Here is a 20,744-nt window from a genome sequence, read left to right as displayed (position 1 = left end):
CCTGCGCCGAACAGGAAACCGCCGCGCGATCTTCCTGGAACCGGCCTACATGGCGCCGGCTTCATCCTCGAAACCGTCGTCCCCGCCTTCGGAGCCGCCATTCTCGAGGAATTTCTCGGCGATCAGCCCGGCATTCTGCCGAAGCGCCATCTCGATCTCGCGCGCCGTGTCGGGATTGTCGCGCAGGAACAGTTTTGCGTTCTCGCGACCCTGGCCGAGACGCTGCGAATTATAGGAGAACCAGGCGCCCGACTTCTCGACCACGCCGGCCTTGACCCCGAGATCGACAAGCTCGCCGGTCTTGGACACGCCCTCGCCATACATGATGTCGAACTCGACCACCTTGAAGGGCGGGGCCAGCTTGTTCTTGACCACCTTGACGCGGGTCTGGTTGCCCACGACCTCGTCGCGGTCCTTGACCGAGCCGATGCGGCGGATGTCGAGGCGCACCGAGGCGTAGAATTTCAGCGCGTTGCCGCCGGTCGTGGTCTCGGGCGAGCCGAACATGACACCGATCTTCATGCGGATCTGGTTGATGAAGATGACCATGGTGTTGGAGCGCGAGATCGAGGCGGTCAGCTTGCGCAGCGCCTGGCTCATCAGGCGGGCCTGGAGACCGGGCAGCGCGTCGCCCATCTCGCCCTCGATTTCAGCGCGCGGCGTCAGCGCCGCGACCGAATCGACCACCAGCACGTCGATGGCGCCCGAACGCACCAGCGTGTCGCAGATTTCCAGCGCCTGCTCGCCGGTGTCGGGCTGCGAGATCAGGAGGTTCTCGAGGTCGACGCCGAGCTTGCGGGCATAGACCGGATCGAGCGCGTGCTCGGCATCGACGAAGGCGCAGATGCCGCCCTTCTTCTGCGCTTCCGCAACCGTGTGCAGCGCCAGCGTCGTCTTGCCCGAGCTTTCCGGCCCGTAGATCTCAACGATACGGCCGCGCGGCAGCCCGCCGACGCCAAGCGCGATGTCGAGGCCGAGCGAGCCGGTCGGTACGGTTTCGATCTCGACCGCCTGCTCGTTGGCGCCGAGCCGCATGATCGAGCCCTTGCCGAAAGCGCGCTCGATTTGCGACAGCGCCGCGTCCAGAGCCTTTGATTTGTCCACTGCCTTATCCTCTACAAGCCGCAAAGTATTCTGAGCCATGATACATCACCCCTTGGTCGTCAATGAAGGCCGGACAATCCGTGATCCCTGCTGTTTTGTACCTTTTTTGTTCTCATTTGGCAAGGGGCAACAAATAACTGAAAAACAATCAATATCTGGATTTGTTCTATTTTTGTCTCACCAGGGCTAGTGCGGAGCACAATCGCTGGTCCAGAAGAGATTTCGATGTCCGGCCATCCCGAATCGCGGCCCCGATTGCAGGGTGACCCGGGGAAACCTAGTGTGCGCAGCCGCACGATCAATGAAAGTCAGCGACCCGAAATGCCGACATCCCCAACTATCATGGCCCCAACGATCCTGGCCCCAACGATCTTGGCTTTTGGCGGCGCCCATATCGACCGGCGCGGCCAGGTCTCGGGTACCTATGTGCCAGCCGCCTCCAATCCCGGCATGATGCGCGAGGATGTCGGCGGCGTCGTTTTCAACGCGCTGCGCAGCGTGGTGAAGCGCGGCGTGTCTGCCTCGCTGATCTCGGTGCGCGGCGGCGACGCGGCGGCGGACTCGGTCGCCTCGGCGATCGACAACGCTGGGATAACGGACCTCTCGGTGGTGTTCCTCGACCGCACGACGCCGAGCTACACGGCGCTGATCGACGCCGAGGGCGAATTGATCGTCGGACTGGCCGACATGGCGCTCTATGATCTCGCGTTCCCCAAGCAGATGAGGCGTTCCAAGGTGCGCGAGGCGATCGCCGCGGCCGACGCTATCCTGTGCGACGCTAACCTGCCGACCGCGGCGCTGGAGCGCCTGGTTGCGCTCGCCGGCGACCGGCCGGTCTTTGCCATCGCCGTCTCGCCGGCCAAGGTTGTCCGCCTGGCGCCTCTGCTCAGTGATCTGTCGCTGCTCTTCATGAACCGCCGCGAAGCCGCCGCGCTGGTTGGCGCCGAAATGTCAGGAGAAGCCCTTGTCGACGCACTCAGGCAGGTCGGCCTGAACGCCGGCGTGATCACCGCCGGCAGCGCTCCGGTGCTGGGCTTCGACGACGCCGGCATCTTAGAAATCGACCCGCCCGCGCCGCGCCGGGTCGCCGACGTGACCGGCGCCGGCGATGCGCTGACCGGCGCGACGGTCGCCGCCCTGCTGCGGGGCCTGCCGCTGCGCGCAGCGCTGCGCGAGGGCGTCGCGGCCGCGATGCTCGCCATCGAGAGTTCCGAGGCCGTGCCGTCCTTCACGACCGCCAATTTCACGCAGGCGCTTGCCCTTGTGCCGGAGGCACGGGAGGTGGCATAGGGCCACCCACAATCTACTTCCTCCTTGTCGGAGACAGCCATGACGCCCGAGACCGCCCGCCCCTTCGTCGACATCCACCCGCCCGTGGCGGAGGCGCTTGCCGCCGGCCGGCCCGTGGTGGCGCTGGAATCCACCATCATCACCCACGGCATGCCCTACCCCGACAATGGCGCCATGGCGGCCAAGGTCGAGCAGATCATCGCCGATGCCGGCGCGATGCCGGCGACGATCGCCGTGGTCGACGGCCGCATCAAGATCGGCCTCTCGGACGGCGAACGCGAATCGCTCGCCATGACCGGCGACGCCATGAAGCTGTCGCGCGCCGATCTCGGCTTCGCGGTCGCTCAAAAGCGCACGGGCGGCACCACGGTTGCGGCCACGATGATCGCCGCGCATATGGCCGGGATAAAGGTGTTCGCCACCGGCGGCATCGGCGGCGTCCACAAGGGCGCCGAAAAAAGCTTCGACATCTCGGCCGACCTCGACGAGCTGGCGCGCACGCCGGTCATCGTCGTCTCGGCCGGCGCCAAGGCGATCCTCGACATCGAAAAGACGCTGGAAGTGTTGGAGACACGCGGCGTGCCGGTCATCGGCCATGGCAGCGAAACGATGCCGGCCTTCTGGTCGAGGCAGTCGCCCTTCCGCGCGCCGCTGACGCTGCAGGCGCCTGAGGACATCGCCCATTTCTACCGCACGCGCCAGGCGCTCGGCCTGGGCGGCGGCATCCTGGTCGCCAATCCCGTGCCACGGGATGACGAGATCCCGGCCGACGAAATGGCCGCCTACATCGACGCCGCGCAGAAGGCGGCCGAGGCGCAGAATGTGACCGGCAAGGCGGTAACGCCGTTTCTGCTGTCGAAGATCCTCGAACTCACCGGCGGCCGCAGCCTCAAGACCAACATCGCGCTGGTCGAGAACAATGCCCGGCTGGCGGCGGAGATCGCGAAGGCGCTGTAAGGACACACGTCGAAGCCCCCTCACCCGGATTGCCAAGGCCGAAATGCGAAGAGCAATTCGGGGCAATCCGACCTCTCCCCAAGGGGAGAGGAGCTGACAGCGCCTGCGCCAACCTCTTCTCCCCAACGGGGAGAAGGTGGCCGCGAAGCGGCCGGATGAGGGGGCGGCCTCGACGTGCCCTCGTAGTCTTCAATAACGGATCAAATCACTTCCCCGCCCGTCTTCCCGCCTCATAAGCACGCCGCGCCCACATCGCCATCTCATCCGGATCGTCGAACGCCTCGTCCGGCACGCTCCAATAGGGCATCGCGACCTCCTTGCCGTGGCGCGAACCGGCATAGGTCCATCGGCTGGAACCAGCGGCCTCGAAATCGGGTATCGTCTCCTCATCCGCCTTGAGCATCAGTTCGCCGCGCACCACCACCGCGACGATGACGCCCTCGCAATAGATGCCCTTGCCGCCGAACAGTTTTCGGATGCTGATCGGGCCGAGGCTTTCGAACAGTTCTTCAAGGCGCGTATTATCCATGGCGCGATCATCTCATCCGTTATCGGCCTTGTCATCGCCGCAACCAAAGGCATGCTGACAGGTCGAGACCTGGAAAACGGAGTTCCCGCCATGCCTGTCCTGCTCAAAGGCTCCTGCCGCTGCGGCGCCGTCCGGTTCGAGGTGGATAGCCACACGCCGGTGCCGTTCATGCTCTGCTACTGCTCGATCTGCCGCAAGCAGCAGGGCGGCGGCGGCTTTGCGATCAATCTCGGCGCCGACTACGAAACGATGAAAATCAGGGGCAAGCGCAGCCTCGGCGTCTATCGCGCCGAGATCGAGGATGACGAGCATCCGCATTGCGAGGTCTCGACCGGCGAGCGCAATTTCTGCCGCAAATGCGGCGCGGCGCTCTGGCTGTACGACCCGACCTGGCCGGATCTCGTCCATCCCTTCGCCTCGGCCATCGACACCGACCTGCCGAAGCCACCGGAAAAGGTGCATCTGATGCTGAAATACAAAGCGAATTGGGTCGAGCCGATGGTCGGCAAGAAGGACAAGGTCTTCGAGGTCTATCCCGAGGAATCGATCGCCGATTGGCACAAACGCACGGGCATGTGGGTTGATTAGAGCAATTCCTGCAAAACTGCCCATCGGTTTTCCGCCCGGAATTGCGTCAAGGCAACCATCTGGCGAGAGGAGGCCGAAGTGAACCTCACGACGCACAAGAAATTCAAAGGCGATCGTTTGATGCCCTGGGGCAAAGGAACGGTCGTCACCGACGCAAAGGGGTATGTTTTCCTCTGCGGCAACACAGCCACAGTCGACGACTACGATCCGTCGAAACACCAGGGTGGCGCTGTCGGCGACGCGGCCGCGCAGTGGCGCGAAATCCTTGCGAATATCAAGTCCGATCTGGAGGAACTTGGCAGCTCGCTCGACCACCTGGTTAAGATGACGTTCTACGTCAAAGGGCCGTTTCCGTCCGGCGGCGTCCTCAGCTCACCCAACTTCCGTCTGGACGTGCTGGACGAATTCTTTGCCGAACATTGCCCGAAGCACTGCAGCTACAACAACCCGCCGCCATCGGAAGTGATCGGCGTCGCTGCGCTGGCGCAGCCCGATCTTGTTGTTGAGCTTGTCGTCATTGCCGCGCTGCCGGACTGAGCGGAAGCGCCGGCGGGCTTGGTCAGGCCGAAGCGCGCGCCTCGGCAAGCGCCTTGAGGTCGGCAGGCTTCAATTCGACGGATTCACCGCAGCCGCAGGCCGAGCTCTGGTTCGGGTTCTTGAAGGTGAAGCCGGTGCGCAGCGTCGTCTGCTCGAAATCCATCTCTGTGCCGAATAGGAAAAGCGCGGCTTCCGGCGCGACATAGACATGCGCGCCGTCACGCTCGATATGGTCGTCCTTGGGGTTCGGCTCGGTTACCAGGTCGACCGTGTATTCCATACCGGCGCAACCGCCCTTCTTGATGCCGAGGCGGATGCCATGTGCGTTGTCGCGCGCAGCCACGATCTCGCGCACGCGGTCGGCGGCCTTTTCGGTCATCGTGATGACGGCGAAGCGTCCCATATTCTTCCTTCTCCATTCCCTGCAGGTTCAAGGCCTGCCGAATGATTCTCACCTAAAATGGTGAAGTTTTACCACTGGCGCAAGTGCGCCAGCCTGTGCCTGCTAGTACCAACCCACTGCGACCTGCGCCTCTTCCGACATGCGGTCGGGCGTCCACGGCGGATCGAACACCATGTTGACTTCGACACCGGAAACGCCTTCGACGGCGCCGACGGCGTTCTCGACCCAGCCCGGCATCTCGCCGGCCACGGGGCAGCCCGGCGCGGTTAGGGTCATGTCGATCTTGACCGAACGGTCGTCCTCGATGTCGATCTTGTAGACGAGGCCGAGCTCATAGATATCGGCCGGGATTTCCGGGTCATAGACCGTCTTCAGCGCGGAGACGATGTCGTCGGTCAGCCGCGCCAGCTCGTCGGCGGGGATCGCCGAGGCCGAGACGATACCGTTGCCGGCCGTTTCCGGACCAGCCGTTTCCGGAGCAGTCTCTTGGGTCGCGCTCACATCGTTCATCATTATCACCCGAAGAACTTTCGCGCCTTTTCCAGCGCCTCGGCCAAAGCGTCGACTTCGGCCCTGGTATTATACATGCCGAACGATGCCCTGCATGTGGAGGTGACGCCGAAGCGTTTCAACAGCGGCTGGGCGCAGTGGGTGCCAGCGCGGACGGCAACGCCCTGCCGGTCGATCACCATCGACACGTCATGGGCATGGATGCCCTGCAATTCGAACGAGATGATGGCGCCCTTGCCGGGTGCGTCGCCGAAGATGCGTAGCGAGTTGATAGCCCGGAGCCGCTCATGCGCGTAGGCCTTGAGGTCCGCCTCGTGCGCTGCGATGCGCTCGCGGCCGACTGTTTCCATGTAATCGAGCGCGGCGCCCAGCCCGATCGCCTGCACGATCGGCGGCGTGCCTGCCTCGAAACGGTGCGGCGGCTCGTTATAGGTGACGATGTCTTCCGTCACCTCCTCGATCATCTCGCCGCCGCCCATGAAGGGCCGCATCTCTTCCAGCCTGTGCTTCTTGCCGTAGAGCACGCCGATGCCCGACGGGCCGTAGACTTTGTGTCCGGTGAAGACGAAGAAATCGCAGTCAAGATCCTGCACGTCGATCGGCATGTGCACCGCGCTCTGGCTACCGTCGACCAATACCGGAATGCCACGCGCATGCGCGATGCGCACGATCTCCTTGATCGGCGTCACCGTGCCCAGCGCGTTGGACATCTGTGTGATGGCGACCAGCTTGGTGCGGTCGGTCAGGCGCTTCTCGAATTCCTCGATGTGAAATGCGCCGAGATCGTCGACCGGCACCCAGACCAGCTTCGCGCCCTGCCGCTCGCGGATGAAATGCCAGGGCACGATGTTGGAGTGGTGCTCCATGATCGACAGCACGATCTCGTCACCCTCGCCAATCCGCGGCATGCCCCAGCCATAGGCGACCGTGTTGATCGCCGAGGTGGTGTTGGAGGTGAAGACGATATTGTCGGTGCTCGGCGCGTTCAAAAACCGCTGCACCGACTTGCGCGCATTCTCATAGGCGTCGGTTGCGGCATTCGACAGGAAATGCAGGCCGCGATGCACGTTGGCGTATTCTTGGCTATAGGCGTGCTGGATGGTGTCGAGCACCACCTGCGGCTTCTGCGCCGAAGCGCCATTGTCGAGATAGACCAGCGGCTTGCCATAGACCTGGCGCGACAGGATCGGGAAGTCGCGGCGGATCGCCTCGACGTCATAAGGGGTGGTTTCGATCTTCTGGTCCATTTCCAAGTCCTTGCCGGCCAAGGCCGCGATCCTTCCAACACCCCTCATCCGTCTCGGCGCTGCGCGCCAATCCACCTTCTCCCACAAGGGGAGAAGGTTAGGCGCTAGCCGTGCGTCGAAAACCAGCCGTCGAGCCGCTCTTCGAGCGCATCGACCAGCGCCTCGTCTTCGAGTTCCTCGATCACTTCGGCGACGAACGCCTTCACCAGAAGGCCCCGCGCCGACTTCTCGTCGATGCCGCGCGCCATCAGGTAGAACAGATGGTTGTGGTCGATCTCGGTGACCGTGGCGCCGTGGCCGCAGACCACGTCGTCGGCGAAGATCTCCAGCTCCGGCTTTGTCGAGAACTCGCCATCGTCGGACAGCAGCAGCGTGTTGCAGGCCATCTTGGCGTTGGTCTTCTGCGCGTATTGATGCACATTGATGCGGCCCTGGAAGACGCCGCGCGCCTTGCCGGTCACGACGTTGCGGATCACTTCTGTCGACGTCGTGTGCGGCACGGCATGGTCGAGCACCATGGTGGTGTCGGTGTGCGTGTCGCCAGCCAGAAGGTTGATGCCGCGCAGTTTGAAATCGGCGCCTTCGCCGGTCGTCCTGACGACGACCTCCTGGCGAACGAGCTTGCCGCCGGCATTCATCACGAACAGCGTCAGCTTGGCATCCTTGCCGATATGCGCCTTGAACTGGGCGAGATGCGTGGCCGTGTCCGGCTGCTCCTGCACGATCAGCCAGGTCACCTCCGCGCCGTCGCCGACCACGAGCTGGCTGACCGACGAGACGAGCGCCTCGTCGCCCTCGCCCGTCTGGCGCTCGACGATCACCGCCTTGGCGCCGGCCCCGACACGCGTCAACAGCCGCACATGCGACTGGCCGCCCGCCTGCAAATTCTGCAATTCGATCGGCTTTTCCAGCTCGGCGCCGTCGGCGATATCGACGAAATAGCCGTCGGCGACGAAAGCGGTGTTGAGAGCGCCGATCGCGTCGTCGTCGCCATAGGGATCGAGTCCCGGCGCAACGCTCCCGTCGGTCAGCTTCTCCAACAAGCGCTGCACGGTGACGCCTTCGATCTCCGGCAGCTTCGTCTGTGAGGTTCCGTTCAGCACAGGCAGCACGGCCGACCCTTCAAGAACCGGCGCAAATGCCTTGGCCACGGCGTCGGCTTCGAAAGCCGGCACGTTGGTCAGCAACCGGCGCAGGTCCGTGTAATGCCAGGATTCGACGCGCCGCGTCGGCAGGCCGTGCTTGATCGCCTCGATCGCGTCGTCGCGCTTGACCATCACCGCGCCGTCGCCGGGCAGTTGCGACAGCCGCTCGCCAAAGGCGTCGATCAGCGCCGTCTCGGCCAAGGTCCGCTGGGGCTGTGCATGCATGTTCATGACTTTTGCCTCGACCGCTCCCATCTCACGCGGCTTCGCCGATCACACCGGCATAGCCGTTGGCCTCGAGATCGAGCGCCAGCGACTTGTCGCCCGACTTGATGACCTGGCCCTTGTAGAGCACGTGCACCGAATCCGGCACGATATGCTCCAGCAGGCGCTGGTAGTGGGTGATGACGACAATGGCGCGCTCCGGAGAACGCAGCGCGTTGACGCCGTCGGACACGATCTTCAGCGCGTCGATGTCGAGGCCGGAATCGGTCTCGTCGAGCACGCAGAGTTTTGGTTCCAGCAGCTTCATCTGCAGGATCTCGGCGCGCTTCTTCTCGCCGCCGGAGAAGCCGACATTGAGCGGCCGCTTCAGCATGTTCATGTCCATGCTCAGCGAGGCGGCCGCTTCCTTCACGCGCTTCAGGAACTCCGGCACCTTGAGCGGCTCCTCGCCGCGCGCCTTGCGCTGCTCGTTCATCGCCACTTTCAGGAATTCCATGGTCGCCACGCCCGGTATCTCCATCGGATACTGGAAAGCGAGGAAGATGCCGGCGGTGGCGCGCTCGGCCGGGTCCATTTCGAGGATCGACTGGCCGTTATAGAGGATGTCGCCCTCGGTGACCTCATAGTCCTCGCGGCCGGCGAGGATATAGGACAGCGTCGACTTGCCCGAGCCGTTCGGACCCATGATCGCCGCGACCTCGCCGGCTTTCACCGTCAGGTTCAGGCCGCGGATGATCTCGGTGCCGTCATCGACGATGCGGGCATGCAAATTCTTGATCTCAAGCATAATCTCTTCCTGAATATCGTATTGCGGTCAGCCGACCGAACCCTCAAGGCTGATGCCGATCAGCTTCTGCGCCTCGACGGCGAACTCCATCGGCAGCTGCTGGATGACGTCCTTGACGAAGCCGTTGACGATCAGCGCGATCGCCTCTTCTTCCGGAATGCCGCGCTGCATGACGTAGAACTTCTGGTCCTCGGAAATCTTCGACGTCGTCGCCTCGTGCTCGAACTTCGCCGTCGCGTTCTTGGCTTCCATGTAGGGCACAGTGTGCGCGCCGCACTGGTCGCCGATCAGAAGCGAATCGCAATTGGTGAAGTTGCGCGCGTTGGCCGCCTTGCGATGCGCCGAGACCTGGCCGCGATAGGTGTTCTGTGAGAAGCCTGCGGCGATACCCTTGGAGATGATGCGGCTCGACGTGTTCTTGCCGAGATGGATCATCTTGGTGCCGCTATCGACCTGCTGATAGCCGTTCGAGACCGCGATCGAATAGAACTCTCCGCTTGAATCGTCGCCGCGCAGGATGCAGCTCGGATATTTCCAGGTGATGGCCGAGCCCGTCTCGACCTGCGTCCACGAGATCTTCGAGCGGTCGCCGCGGCAGTCGCCGCGCTTGGTGACGAAATTGTAGATGCCGCCCTTGCCCTCGGCGTCGCCGGGGTACCAGTTCTGCACCGTCGAATATTTGATCTCGGCATCGTCTAGCGCGACCAGCTCGACGACGGCGGCATGCAGCTGGTTCTCGTCGCGCTGCGGCGCCGTGCAGCCTTCGAGATAGGAGACGTAAGCCCCCTCCTCGGCGATGATCAGCGTGCGCTCGAACTGGCCGGTGTTCTTCTCGTTGATGCGGAAATAGGTCGACAGCTCCATCGGGCAGCGCACGCCCTTGGGCACGAAGACGAACGAGCCGTCGGTGAACACGGCCGAGTTCAGTGTCGCGTAGAAATTGTCCGAGGTCGGCACGACCGAGCCCAGATATTTCTTCACCAGTTCCGGATGCTCGCGGATCGCTTCCGAGATCGAGCAGAAGATGACGCCCGCCTTGGCGAGCTCTTCCTTGAAGGTGGTGACCACGGACACGGAATCGAACACGGCGTCGACCGCCACGCGGCCGGACTTGTAGACGTTGTCGCCTATCTCCGCTTCCTCGTCCGCCACCGCGGGCTTCTGCACGCCGGCGAGGATTTCCTGCTCCTTGAGCGGAATGCCGAGCTTTTCGTAGACCTTGAGCAGTTCCGGGTCGACCTCGCTCAGCGACTTCGGCCCCGGCGTGCTCTTCGGCGCGGCGTAGTAGTAGATGTCCTGGAAGTCGATCTTCGGATAGTGGACGCGCGCCCAGGTCGGCTCTTCCAGCGTCAGCCAGCGGCGGTAGGCCTCCAGACGCCATCCCAGCATCCAGTCCGGCTCATCCTTCTTGGCCGAGATGAAGCGAATGATGTCCTCGCTCAGGCCCTTCGGGGCCTTGTCCATCTCGATCTCTGTCTGGAATCCGTATTTATACTGGTCGACGTCGATCTTTCGGACTCGATCGATCGTCTCCTGCACAGCAGGCATAAGCGTTCTCCATCCACGCCGGGGTCAAGGCCCGGCAGTTTTCAAACTATGGCACCGCTGTGATCGCATCCCGGCGGGGGTGCGCAGCGGAGTAAGCTCCATATAGTGCGTGTCCGCCGGAAATTCACCCGGCCAGGACAAAACGCACCACTCTACCAGGCCGCAGGGCCTGAATTCATCTTCGCCGCCGTCAGGCGGCTTCTTCCTTGCCCGCCCGGCGCGTGACTATGCCCGCCAGCGTGGCCCGGAAGGCTTCTATCTCCTCGGCGCCGGTCGCGCGACCGATCGAGACGCGTAAGGCGCCCAGGCTATCGCCATGGCCCATGGCCTTCAGCACATGGCTTGGCCCGACCTTCCCCGACGAGCAGGCCGAGCCCGCCGACAGCGCGACGCCGGCAAGATCGAAAGCGATCTGCGCCGTCTCGGCCTTGACGCCGGGAATAGCGAAGAATGTCGTGTTGGCAAGCCTTTGAGCGCCATTTCCGAAGATTTCCGCGTCCGGCGCCAGTTCGGTCACGATGGCCTCGACCTCGTCACGTCGGCGCGCGATGGCGTCCATGTCGTCCAAGCCCGCATGTGCTGCCCGCGCGGCGGCGCCGAAACCGGCGATCCCGGCGACGTTTTCCGTTCCGGCGCGATGGCCCTTCTCCTGGCCGCCGCCATTGACCAGCGGCCGCGGCATCATCAGGTCGGACGCGGCGACGATCGCGCCGACGCCCTTGGGACCACCGATCTTGTGCGAGGACAGGATCAGGTAATCGGCATAAGGGCCTGACATATCGAGCGGAATCCGCCCGGCGGCCTGCACGGCGTCGACGACCAGCACCCCGCCGGCGACCTTGACGATTTCGGCGATGCGCCCGACCGGCTGGACGACGCCAGTCTCGTTATTGGCGGCGTGGATCGCCACCAGCGGCAGGCCGGCTGCCTTGTCATGCTGGGCAAGCACAGCGGCAAGCGCCTCGATATCGGCGATGCCGTTGCTGTCAACGCCGATCCGCGTCACCTGCGCCGGCGCGAAGCGCCCGCCATTGAGGATGCAGGGATGGTCGGCCGCCGAAACATAGAGATGGCTCATGCGGATGGCGCCGCGGCCCATCTGCCAGTCCGGCGTAAGCAGCGTCGAGGCGGCTTCGGTGGCGCCGGAGGTGAACACGACATGCTCGGGCTTGGCGTTGACCAGCCGCGCCACGTCGCGGCGCGCATCCTCGACCAGCCGGCGCGCGGCGCGCCCTTCCGTGTGGACAGATGACGGGTTGGCGGCATCGAGCGCGGCGACCATCGCCGCCCGCGCTTCCGCAATGAGCGGCGCGCTGGCGTTGTAGTCGAGATAGGCGCGGGTTGCGGCCATTTTCGCTCAGTTCGTCCTTCCGCCAACTATCCCGCGAGGATAGCGCGTTATTTCCTTGAAATTGCAAGGCAAGCCGTCCTATTTACCCGGCTTGCGGCGCGGGCGGCCGGACCATCGGGTTTCGGCCGCCCAGTTTTGAACAATTCTAAACTAGCTTCTAGGAAGACGCTCGCCCGGCGTCAAGGCCACAGAAGGTTTGGGGCCGCAGGACAGTCAGGGCCGAAAGAGTTCCGGGCTAGCGCATTCATATGCCACGTGGAGTATTTTATGCCTGAGGTCATTTTCGCCGGTCCGGCTGGTCGCCTGGAGGGACGTTATCAGCCCTCGAAGGAAAAGAGCGCGCCGATCGCCATCGTGCTGCATCCGCACCCGCAATTCGGCGGCACGATGAACAACAAGATCGTCTACGACCTCTTCTACATGTTCCAAAAGCGCGATTTCACCGTGCTGCGCTTCAATTTCCGCGGCATCGGCCGCAGCCAGGGCGAGTTCGACCACGGCACCGGCGAATTGTCGGACGCGGCCGCGGCGCTCGACTGGGTACAGTCGCTACACCCGGATTCGAAAAGTTGCTGGGTCGCCGGCTATTCCTTCGGTTCGTGGATCGGCATGCAGCTTCTGATGCGCCGGCCGGAGATCGAGGGCTTCATCTCGGTGGCGCCGCAGCCCAACACCTACGATTTTTCGTTCCTGGCGCCCTGCCCTTCATCCGGCCTGATCATCCATGGCGATGCCGACAAGGTGGCGCCGCCCAAGGACGTGCAGGGGCTTGTCGACAAGCTGCACACGCAAAAGGGCATCACCATCACCCAGAAGACGCTGCCCGGCGCCAACCATTTCTTCGCCAATGACGCCGAGTTGCTGATCCATGAATGCGCTGACTACCTCGACCGGCGCCTCGCCGGCGAGCTCGCGGATCCGAGGCCGAAGCGGCTGCGCTAAGCGGGACAGCTGTACAGTCGAAGAGCTTTAATGGGTTGGCGTCCGGTCGGCGCCGATCTCGCCGCCTACGACCGGGCCGGCCATCGAAACTCTGCCTCTCGGCGCGCGGGAGGGTGCCAGCCGGAATGTCCGTTTGCGCACCGGCAGCTTCGCGCTTGTCTGGCCAAAGATGAAACCGAGCCGGGCGAACACCAGCCCCGAAACCACCGCGAATGCCAGCCCTAGGCCGAAGCCAGCAACCGTATCGCTTGGATAATGCGCGCCGACGAAGACGCGTGTCGAGGCAATGCAGGCGGTGACCGCCAGCGCGACATACCAGCGCCGCGGGAACAAAAGCAGCAGGATGCCGAACACCGCGCCCATCGTCGTGGCATGGCCGGAGGGAAAGCCGGCGAAGCGCGCATCCATGGCGAAAGGATGCAGCGACAGGACGCCGAAGCTGTCGAAATAAAGCGGCCGGGCCCGGCCGATGCCGTATTTCAACAGGTTGACCGAGAGACCGGACAGGCCGACGGCGCAGAGCACCAGGAAGGCGAAGCACGTCCAGTTGTAGACCAGCATCCGGCCGCGCCGGGACAGGCCGCGCCAATCCGTCAGGTTGGCGGCGACGAGGCAGAGCGCTGACGGAATGAGATACCAGCCGCCCAGGCCGAACTGCGTGAAGAAATCGGTGAAGCGCACGAAGCCGGGCGACCATTCGCCGCGCATTTCGCCCGCGCCGGCGTCGAGGCGCAGGAAGATCCCCACCGTGAGCAGCACCCAGGCCAGCAGCCAGACGCTCCACAAGATTCTCGGATAGCGCGCCGGCCGCACGGCAAAGCGCCGCATCACGATCGACATCGTGTCGCGGAAATTGCCGAGCGAACGGCGGTAGAGAGCAAGGGGCGCGGCGGACATGGCTTTGGCGCTAAGTCTATAGGTGCATTCGATGCCCGAAGCTATTCATCACGGCGCCACCCGGTAAAGCCCGAGCGCAAGCTTGTCTCCTGACGAATAGTTGATGCCGTCGATCTCGGTCAGCCGCTTGGCCGACCTGCCCTGGGCGGTCAGCACATCGGCAAGCTTCTGCTCGTCCTTGATCGGCGCCAGCCCGAGCGCGCAGGACGGATCGTCGAGCAGATGCCGCGCCACGCCCTCGACGTCGGTGAGCACGGTCTTGGTGCCGACCAGGAAGACCAGGCTCGGCTCCTGGAACTTCGCCGAGGCAAGCACGGTGGTGTCGCAAAGGCGGTTGGCGTCGACCGCGGCTTTGACCGCGGGGCTAAGCCAGATCGGCTTCAGCGACGGCGCGATGACCCCGAACAGCAGGCTGAAGGTGATGCCGGCGCCGACCGCGATCGCGGCGAGGCGCGGAAGCGGCACCTGCAACTGCCTGGGGAAGGCAAGATAGCCCGTGACCAGGGCGGCGATCGCCGCCGGTATGCTCCACCAGGAGAAGGTCTTGGTGAGATAGAGCGGCGCGCCGACGCAGACCACGGCGAGGCCGATCGCCACCACGGCAAGGCCGAAGGCGGTCGCCCACCAAAGCCATGTCTGCCAGCGCTTGAGTGGCGCGTTGGCCAGGTCAGCCGGCAGCGTGAGCAGCCAGCCAATCAAAAGCGCCATGCCTGGATAGGCCGGCATGACATAGTGCGGCAGCTTGGTCGGGATCGCCTCGAACACCAGCCAGAACGGGATGTACCAGGCCAGGCAGAAGCGCAGGCGCGGATCGTCCCAGAACCGGTTGATCGCCTGCAGCCCGGCGCCGACAGCGATCAGCCCGAACGGCCACATGAACAGCGAATAGGTCAGCATATAGAAGCCGGGCGGCAGGCCATGCGATTCCTCGCCCTGCGCCACCTTGTTTAGCATGTCCTTGCCGACCGCCTCCTGGAAGAAGGCGCCGCCGCTCTTCCAGGTGATGAGGACTAGCCATGGCAGCACGATGACGAGCACGATCAGGACGCCGCCCACCAGCTTCATCTTCAGCAGCCAGCGCCATTCGCGGTCGAAGGCGATGAGGGCGGCGGCTGTGAGCAGCGACAAGAGCGGCGAAACCGGGCCCTTGATCAGTATGCCCAACCCTTGCGCGATCCAGAAGATCCACGGCAGATGGCCGGGTACCGGCTCGTTGCGCTTGGCAGCTATATAGACCTGGGCCAACGCGCCCTGCGCGATCACGCAGCAGGCGAGAAGCATCGCGTCGGTCTTGGCGTCGCGTCCCTCGAAGGCTGTGGCGAAGATCGCCGCCATCATCAGGCCGGCGGCGAGCCCGGCATTGGCGCCGAAGAGCTTTGTCCCGGTCCAGCCGATGCCGACGACCGCGATCGCGATGCCCAGCATCGAGACCAGGCGATAGACCCAGATCGGCGCCGCGGCCCCCTCGCCGCTCAGCGCCACCGCCGCCGACTGCAGCCAATAGATGCCGATCGGCTTCTTGTAGCGGGTGACGTCCTGCAGGCGAATGTCGACATAGTCACCCGTCTCGACCATCTGCTTGGTCGCCTGGACGAAGCGGGATTCGTCGCGGTCCACCGGCGGCAGGCTGGCCAGCCCGCTGACGGTCACGACGATGCTGAACAGAAAGAGGAGAATGTAGTTCCTGTTCATCGCGGGAGCTCGTCCGATCTGAAACTGCGGGATGGCCCCGTCGCGGCGCTTGGGATGTGTTACCCTTGCGAGGGCGCCTCATTACGCGAGCAAAAGGCATGAAGCAAGGATATGCGGCCTCGCTGCAAAGGACGCAAAACCGGAAACCACTTTTGCTGATCGCGCTTGGATGCTAAACGCGCGCCTTCATATCAAGCATGGCCAAGTGCCCGGCGACCTCCAGGAAGAACAAATGTCCGCCTTCAGATCCGATTTCCTGCGCATCATGAGCGAGCGCGGCTTCATCCACCAGATTTCGGACGAATCCGGCCTCGACAAGCTCTTCGCCACGGAAACGGTAAGCGCCTATATCGGCTTCGACGCCACGGCCCGGAGTCTGCATGCCGGATCGCTGATCCAGATCATGATGCTGCACTGGCTGCAGCAGACCGGTCATCGGCCGATCGCGCTGATGGGCGGCGGCACCACGATGATCGGCGACCCGTCCTTCAAGGACGAAGCCCGCAAGCTGCTCACGCCTGAGGATATCGACAGCAATCTGGTCGGCATCCGCCGGAATTTTGCGCCCTATCTGAAGTTCGGCAGCGGCCCCGGCGACGCGGTCATGATCAACAACGCCGACTGGCTGATGCAGATCAACTACGTCAATTTCCTGCGCGATGTCGGCCGGCACTTCTCAGTCAACCGCATGCTCGCCTTCGACAGCGTGAAGCTCAGGCTCGACCGCGAGCAGTCGCTGTCCTTCCTCGAATTCAACTACATGATCCTGCAGGCCTATGACTTCGTCGAGCTCTACAAGCGCGTCGGCTGCCGGCTGCAGATGGGCGGCTCGGACCAGTGGGGCAACATCGTCAACGGCATCGACCTCGGCCACCGCATGGAGGGCGTGCAACTCTTCGCCATGACCACGCCGCTGCTCACCACCTCGTCCGGCGCCAAGATGGGCAAGTCGGCCTCGGGCGCGGTCTGGCTCGACGGCGACATGCTGAACCCCTACGAATTCTGGCAGTACTGGCGCAACACCGAGGACGCCGATGTCGGCCGCTTCCTGAAGCTTTACACCACGCTGCCGCTGGACGAGGTGGCGCGGCTGGAAAAGCTCGGTGGCTCGGAGATCAATGAGGCGAAGAAAATCCTCGCCACCGAGATCACGGCCATGCTGCACGGCCGCGAGGCGGCCGAGACCGCAAGCGAGACGGCGCGCAAGACCTTCGAGGAAGGCGCGCTCGCCGACACGCTGCCCAGCGTCGAAGTCGCCAAATCGGACCTCGAAGCCGGGATCGGCATCCTGGCGCTGTTCGTCACGGCCGGACTGGCCGGCTCGAACGGCGAGGCGCGCCGGCATATCCAGGGCGGCGCGGTGCGCATCAACGACCTGCCCTTGACCGACGACCGGCGTATCGTCACGTCCCAGGATCTCGGTCCGGAAGGCGTGGTGAAGCTATCGCTCGGCAAGAAGAAGCACGTGCTGGTGCGGCCGATCTGATCGGCCGCGCCTTCTCGATCGTCGTCCTTTCCGAAAGCCGGAGACCGCTTTTCGGGATCGAGTTTATCGGTACTCGAAGATCGAGCGGAATATGCCGGGCGCCACCACCGATAGCGGATTGACGTTGAGGGTCGGCTTGTTGGCGTTGCCGCGCAGCCGGTAGGTGACGCCGATCAGGCCGCGGTCGCGTCCGTTGCCGAGCAGCGGCCCGAACAGCGGCAATTCGCCGAAGATGCGGTTCAGCCCATAGACCGGCATGAAGGTTCCGGTCATGTCCATGTTGTTGTTCGGATCGTAGAGCGTTCCCTGGAAGGTCGTGCCGATACGTGGACCGCGCAGCAGGCCGTTCGCCAGCCTCAGATAGCCGGACCCCTTGTCGATCTCGGCGAAGCCGCGCTCGAACTGCACTCTGGACGTATCGATATTGCCCTTTACGGCCTCGTTCAGGCTGCGTGTATCGCCGGCCGGCGTGGTCGACACGATCGAGGCGAGTTTGGGCTCGTTGACGACATAGAAGTTGCGGGCATCCACCTGTCCCTTCATCGGTCCGTCCGCGGCGCCCGAGAGCGACAGCGTGATCGCGCCGCCTTCCATATGCTCGTAGACGTTGAGGAAACGCAGGATCGCGCCGGCGTCGGCCGACTTCACCCTGAGCACCCGGCCGCCTTCGCTGGTGGTGTTGTTGATCGTGATCGGGGCGCCCGAGCTTGCCGCGGCGGTGACGTTGAGCCCGTTCACGCGCGATCCGGCGGCGCTGTATTCGAGCTTCAGATTGGAAAGCACCTCGTCGTGGAAACCGGTCAGCGATGCCACATCGGCGCTCACCGAGATCGCGTCGCTGCCGGCTCCCTTGGTGGCGGTGTCGACATCGGAGGTGAACTGCTTGATCAGCGAGCGGGCGTCGAGCGACGCGCCGCTGACGTCGACCGCGTAGCTCTTGCCGGCGCGCTTGACTGAAATGGCAACGTCGTCGCCTCGGTTCAACGCAACCTTGCTGAAGCGGGCCGCAGACAACGCGCCGTTGACCAGCGTCACATTGCCGTCGATCGAAAAGCTTTTTCCGTCGAGAGCGAAATCCGACAGCGTCGTTGTGCTGCCGGACTTCGCCATGTTGAAAGCAACCTTGGCCGGAATGCCGGCGCCCTTGCTCCAGCCCGCCCAGGGAATATCCAGCCTGGCATTGGTCAGGTCCGCCGAGACCTGCTGGGCGTCCTCGCCGCTCTTGTCGATCGCGACCTTGATGGTTCCCGAAAGCAGGTCCGACAGCCCAGGCATGCTGGCGTTGCGCGTCTTGTCGTCGAGGATCAACGTGACCTTGCGGCTGCGCGCCGGCCCGTCATCGGCAAGCGGTTCGACCAGATCGAGCTCGGCCGGAATGCCGTTGAGCTTGGCCTCCGCCGAAATCACCGCCTGCTTTGGCCCCACTGTTATCGAGCCGTCCGCCTCGGTAACGGTCTGGTCTTCGAACGGCTTGGCGAGCGACAGGTCCTGATAGTCGAGGGAAACCAGCCAATCGAGCTTCGAGGTGTCCATGCCCCTCGTCAGCGGAATGTCTGCCCTGACGTGGCCGGTAACGGTGCCGGACAGGTCCTCGGGCGCCAGCCCCACATGGCGCATAGCGTTGATCGGCTCGTAGGAGGCAAGCTCGGCGACCGCCGGCGCCTCACCCGCGACGTCGATGTCGAGTCCGCCGACCACGATCGGTCGATTGGCGTTCTTGATCGTCAGCGTCCCGCCGCTTGCCGCCACGGTGCGCCCGCTCGGCATGTAGACGCTGCCCGATGAGAGCGCGATGTCGACATCATTGCCGTGGAACGCGACGACACCGACGGCGTCGCGGACCGGCGGGATGCGCCCGGCGGTATCGAAGCGCGAGCCTTCGATCTGGAAACGGCCGAACACCTCGTCGCCGGTGAGCGGCACGCCATTGCCCAGGCGCCCCGGCACCACCTGGAACTGCAGGTTGCCGTCGGTCACCGTACCGCCGAACAGGTTGCCCAGCACCCAAAGCCGCGCATTGCGGGCCGAAAACCATGGCCACAATTGCTTCACATGCGAGACCGGCATGTCGTGAACGTTGAGCGACAGCGACACGCCCGGAGGACCGTTGTCGACGAAGGCGACGGTGGCCGCGCCCAGCACTTCACCCGATCCGCCGGACCGGACGCCGATCTGCTCGGCGACGACCTTTCGGCTCTTCGGCTGATAGACGCCTGCGATGCGGGCCAGGAACTGAAGCGCCGGTTCGGGCGATTCCGAGGGCGCCAGCGTCGAGCCGTCGCTGGTGAGATCGTAGCGGTATGCAGGCTCCTCCCCGGCGGCTGCCGGCTTCGGCCCGATCGACCCGGCAAAGTCGAAGCTCGAGCGACCGTTCTTGATCAGCAGCCGGTCGACCGAGATCTTGTTCGAGCCGGCCATCAGCGTGGCATCGGCTTCGACATCGACAGGCAGCAGCCCGCGTTCGTCCAGGTCGAGCACGGAACCGGTGAGCGAGAGTGAGGCCGCCAGCCGCGACGGGCTGTCGGCCGACGCTTCCGAGCCCGAAAGCTTCAGAGTGATCGAACCCAGTCTGGCGCCATCGGCCGCCGGGGCAGCCTCGGTCGAGCCGCCCTCGCCGGAGGTGCCCGCGCCTTCCATCTCGATGCTGGCATCCAGCGAGGCGATCCGCCTTGCCGTCGCATCGCGGGTCGCGGTTGCGGTCAAGGTCGCGTGCCGGCCGTCGACATCGGCATCGTAGGAGAACTGCATGCGCCCGGCACCGGTCTGCGCGACGGTTGCCGAGGTGACGGTCACGCGCTTGACCAGCCCGGTGCCCGGCAATTCGAACTCGACGTTGTGCAGATCGATCTGGCGCATCGAGTCCTCGCGCACGGCATCCAGCGCGTCGTTGACGCCGGCGAATGCCGCCGCCGACACTTTCTCCGGGTCGACAAGCCCGTTCTCGTTGCGCAGCGCCGCCGTCCAGTCACCGCCGCCCGAAGGCATGGCCGCCACGACAATGTGCGCGTTGGAGAATCTGGCGCTGGTCAGCCGGACATCGCCCGAAAGCAGCGGCAGCAGGCGCATGCCGAAACGCACTCGCCCGATATCGGCCATCGGCTTGCCGTCAGCCGTCTTGAGGCTGACATCGTTCACCTGCAGGGCGATGAAGCTCGATCCGTCCAGGGTCAGCCGCGCCGCGCCGACGGTGACATTGACGTCGACCCCTGCCAGCTTCTCGATGGCGGTCTCCGCCTCGGCCCGGAGCCGTTCCGTGCCGATGCCCGAGGCCCCCAGGACATAGACGCCCGCCGCCGCCAGAAGCACGAGCGCGCAAAGCCCGGCAAACACGCGGCCGAGGACCCGGAAGCGCCGCCGCACCACCGCGCGGCCAAGCGGCGGCACGCTGCAGGCGGACGGGAGCTTCGCCAGGTCGGTGATCTCGTCACGCCTGAACCTGATCTTCTCGTGCTGCGGGTCTTCCTGATCCAAGCAATCTTCCGTTGTGACGAACTCGTCATGGACGA

The 20,744-nt window shown here is 64.3% G+C and carries 18 protein-coding genes; 6 read left to right on the top strand and 12 right to left on the bottom strand.

Annotation, left to right across the window (positions count from 1 at the left end):
• Positions 1-45: 45 nt before the first annotated feature.
• Complete coding sequence (gene recA / locus EJ069_RS06430) at positions 46-1,143, bottom strand: recombinase RecA (protein ID WP_040981289.1); 1,098 nt, start codon at positions 1,141-1,143, stop codon at positions 46-48.
• 303 nt (positions 1,144-1,446) lie between these two features.
• Between recA and EJ069_RS06425 the strand changes: the two genes are divergently transcribed.
• Both EJ069_RS06425 and EJ069_RS06420 read left to right on the top strand, forming a co-directional pair.
• Positions 1,447-2,394 (top strand): carbohydrate kinase family protein, encoded by a 948-nt coding sequence (locus EJ069_RS06425; RefSeq protein ID WP_126060585.1) that lies wholly within the window; start codon positions 1,447-1,449, stop codon positions 2,392-2,394.
• A gap of 39 nt (positions 2,395-2,433) precedes the next feature.
• Positions 2,434-3,351 carry a pseudouridine-5'-phosphate glycosidase gene (locus EJ069_RS06420; protein WP_126060584.1) on the top strand — a complete coding sequence of 306 codons (918 nt, stop codon included), beginning with the start codon at positions 2,434-2,436 and terminating at the stop codon, positions 3,349-3,351.
• A 205-nt stretch (positions 3,352-3,556) separates the two neighbouring features.
• Here EJ069_RS06420 and EJ069_RS06415 read toward each other — a convergent pair whose 3' ends face one another.
• On the bottom strand, positions 3,557-3,880 hold the full coding sequence (locus tag EJ069_RS06415; RefSeq protein ID WP_126060583.1) for a TfoX/Sxy family protein: 324 nt from the start codon (positions 3,878-3,880) through the stop codon (positions 3,557-3,559).
• Positions 3,881-3,970: 90 nt separating this feature from the next.
• On the opposite strand from EJ069_RS06415, the gene EJ069_RS06410 reads away from it, so the two are divergent.
• Positions 3,971-4,468 (top strand): GFA family protein, encoded by a 498-nt coding sequence (locus EJ069_RS06410; protein ID WP_126060582.1) that lies wholly within the window; start codon positions 3,971-3,973, stop codon positions 4,466-4,468.
• A 78-nt stretch (positions 4,469-4,546) separates the two neighbouring features.
• Entirely contained in the window at positions 4,547-5,005 is a 459-nt protein-coding gene (locus EJ069_RS06405; protein WP_126060581.1) for a RidA family protein, read from the top strand.
• 22 nt (positions 5,006-5,027) lie between these two features.
• Here EJ069_RS06405 and sufA read toward each other — a convergent pair whose 3' ends face one another.
• The 7 genes from sufA to EJ069_RS06370 all read right to left on the bottom strand — a co-directional run bounded on the left by sufA (position 5,028) and on the right by EJ069_RS06370 (position 12,221).
• Entirely contained in the window at positions 5,028-5,408 is a 381-nt protein-coding gene (gene sufA, locus EJ069_RS06400) for a Fe-S cluster assembly scaffold SufA (RefSeq protein WP_041000813.1), read from the bottom strand.
• 102 nt (positions 5,409-5,510) lie between these two features.
• Entirely contained in the window at positions 5,511-5,921 is a 411-nt protein-coding gene (locus EJ069_RS06395; RefSeq protein ID WP_189476200.1) for an SUF system Fe-S cluster assembly protein, read from the bottom strand.
• Between the two features lie 2 nt (positions 5,922-5,923).
• Complete coding sequence (locus EJ069_RS06390; RefSeq protein WP_126060579.1) at positions 5,924-7,165, bottom strand: cysteine desulfurase; 1,242 nt, start codon at positions 7,163-7,165, stop codon at positions 5,924-5,926.
• A gap of 104 nt (positions 7,166-7,269) precedes the next feature.
• Complete coding sequence (gene sufD, locus EJ069_RS06385) at positions 7,270-8,541, bottom strand: Fe-S cluster assembly protein SufD (protein WP_126060578.1); 1,272 nt, start codon at positions 8,539-8,541, stop codon at positions 7,270-7,272.
• 25 nt (positions 8,542-8,566) lie between these two features.
• The gene (gene sufC / locus EJ069_RS06380; RefSeq protein WP_042644485.1) at positions 8,567-9,322 is read right to left on the bottom strand and encodes a Fe-S cluster assembly ATPase SufC; all 756 of its coding nucleotides are present in this window, start codon (positions 9,320-9,322) and stop codon (positions 8,567-8,569) included.
• A 27-nt stretch (positions 9,323-9,349) separates the two neighbouring features.
• A complete protein-coding gene (gene sufB, locus EJ069_RS06375) occupies positions 9,350-10,870 on the bottom strand; it encodes a Fe-S cluster assembly protein SufB (protein ID WP_126060577.1) in 1,521 nt (506 codons plus the stop codon).
• 190 nt (positions 10,871-11,060) lie between these two features.
• A complete protein-coding gene (locus tag EJ069_RS06370; RefSeq protein ID WP_126060576.1) occupies positions 11,061-12,221 on the bottom strand; it encodes a cysteine desulfurase family protein in 1,161 nt (386 codons plus the stop codon).
• 267 nt (positions 12,222-12,488) lie between these two features.
• On the opposite strand from EJ069_RS06370, the gene EJ069_RS06365 reads away from it, so the two are divergent.
• Positions 12,489-13,163: an alpha/beta hydrolase gene (locus tag EJ069_RS06365; protein WP_095818525.1), complete on the top strand. Its 675-nt coding sequence runs from the start codon at positions 12,489-12,491 to the stop codon at positions 13,161-13,163.
• Between the two features lie 27 nt (positions 13,164-13,190).
• Here the strand turns inward: EJ069_RS06365 and EJ069_RS06360 are convergent, their stop codons facing one another.
• Both EJ069_RS06360 and EJ069_RS06355 read right to left on the bottom strand, forming a co-directional pair.
• Positions 13,191-14,060, bottom strand: coding sequence for a phosphatase PAP2 family protein (locus EJ069_RS06360; protein WP_189476197.1), 870 nt, complete (start codon positions 14,058-14,060; stop codon positions 13,191-13,193).
• A gap of 48 nt (positions 14,061-14,108) precedes the next feature.
• Positions 14,109-15,752, bottom strand: a complete 1,644-nt coding sequence (locus EJ069_RS06355) for a glycosyltransferase family 39 protein (RefSeq protein ID WP_126060575.1) — start codon at positions 15,750-15,752, stop codon at positions 14,109-14,111.
• 232 nt (positions 15,753-15,984) lie between these two features.
• Between EJ069_RS06355 and tyrS the strand changes: the two genes are divergently transcribed.
• Positions 15,985-17,238: a tyrosine--tRNA ligase gene (gene tyrS, locus EJ069_RS06350; RefSeq protein WP_126060574.1), complete on the top strand. Its 1,254-nt coding sequence runs from the start codon at positions 15,985-15,987 to the stop codon at positions 17,236-17,238.
• A gap of 63 nt (positions 17,239-17,301) precedes the next feature.
• Here tyrS and EJ069_RS06345 read toward each other — a convergent pair whose 3' ends face one another.
• On the bottom strand, positions 17,302-20,709 hold the full coding sequence (locus EJ069_RS06345; RefSeq protein WP_126060573.1) for a DUF3971 domain-containing protein: 3,408 nt from the start codon (positions 20,707-20,709) through the stop codon (positions 17,302-17,304).
• Positions 20,710-20,744: the final 35 nt, after the last annotated feature.

Origin of the sequence: Mesorhizobium sp. M2A.F.Ca.ET.043.05.1.1 (assembly GCF_003952445.1) — a bacterium.
In the GTDB taxonomy this organism is placed as follows: Bacteria; Pseudomonadota; Alphaproteobacteria; order Rhizobiales; family Rhizobiaceae; genus Mesorhizobium.
Note: the sequence above shows the minus strand (reverse complement) of the source record. Positions and strands in the feature narration are given on the sequence as shown.

Coding starts and splice junctions, on each gene's coding strand:
- EJ069_RS06390 (WP_126060579.1), bottom strand. CDS start 7,165: ATGGACCAGAAGATCGAAACCACCCCTTATGACGTCGAGGCGATCCGC.
- EJ069_RS06355 (WP_126060575.1), bottom strand. CDS start 15,752: ATGAACAGGAACTACATTCTCCTCTTTCTGTTCAGCATCGTCGTGACC.
- EJ069_RS06360 (WP_189476197.1), bottom strand. CDS start 14,060: ATGTCCGCCGCGCCCCTTGCTCTCTACCGCCGTTCGCTCGGCAATTTC.
- sufC (WP_042644485.1), bottom strand. CDS start 9,322: ATGCTTGAGATCAAGAATTTGCATGCCCGCATCGTCGATGACGGCACC.
- EJ069_RS06365 (WP_095818525.1), top strand. CDS start 12,489: ATGCCTGAGGTCATTTTCGCCGGTCCGGCTGGTCGCCTGGAGGGACGT.
- EJ069_RS06415 (WP_126060583.1), bottom strand. CDS start 3,880: ATGGATAATACGCGCCTTGAAGAACTGTTCGAAAGCCTCGGCCCGATC.
- tyrS (WP_126060574.1), top strand. CDS start 15,985: ATGTCCGCCTTCAGATCCGATTTCCTGCGCATCATGAGCGAGCGCGGC.
- EJ069_RS06425 (WP_126060585.1), top strand. CDS start 1,447: ATGGCCCCAACGATCCTGGCCCCAACGATCTTGGCTTTTGGCGGCGCC.
- EJ069_RS06395 (WP_189476200.1), bottom strand. CDS start 5,921: ATGATGAACGATGTGAGCGCGACCCAAGAGACTGCTCCGGAAACGGCT.
- sufD (WP_126060578.1), bottom strand. CDS start 8,541: ATGAACATGCATGCACAGCCCCAGCGGACCTTGGCCGAGACGGCGCTG.
- EJ069_RS06420 (WP_126060584.1), top strand. CDS start 2,434: ATGACGCCCGAGACCGCCCGCCCCTTCGTCGACATCCACCCGCCCGTG.
- recA (WP_040981289.1), bottom strand. CDS start 1,143: ATGGCTCAGAATACTTTGCGGCTTGTAGAGGATAAGGCAGTGGACAAA.
- sufB (WP_126060577.1), bottom strand. CDS start 10,870: ATGCCTGCTGTGCAGGAGACGATCGATCGAGTCCGAAAGATCGACGTC.
- EJ069_RS06410 (WP_126060582.1), top strand. CDS start 3,971: ATGCCTGTCCTGCTCAAAGGCTCCTGCCGCTGCGGCGCCGTCCGGTTC.
- sufA (WP_041000813.1), bottom strand. CDS start 5,408: ATGGGACGCTTCGCCGTCATCACGATGACCGAAAAGGCCGCCGACCGC.
- EJ069_RS06370 (WP_126060576.1), bottom strand. CDS start 12,221: ATGGCCGCAACCCGCGCCTATCTCGACTACAACGCCAGCGCGCCGCTC.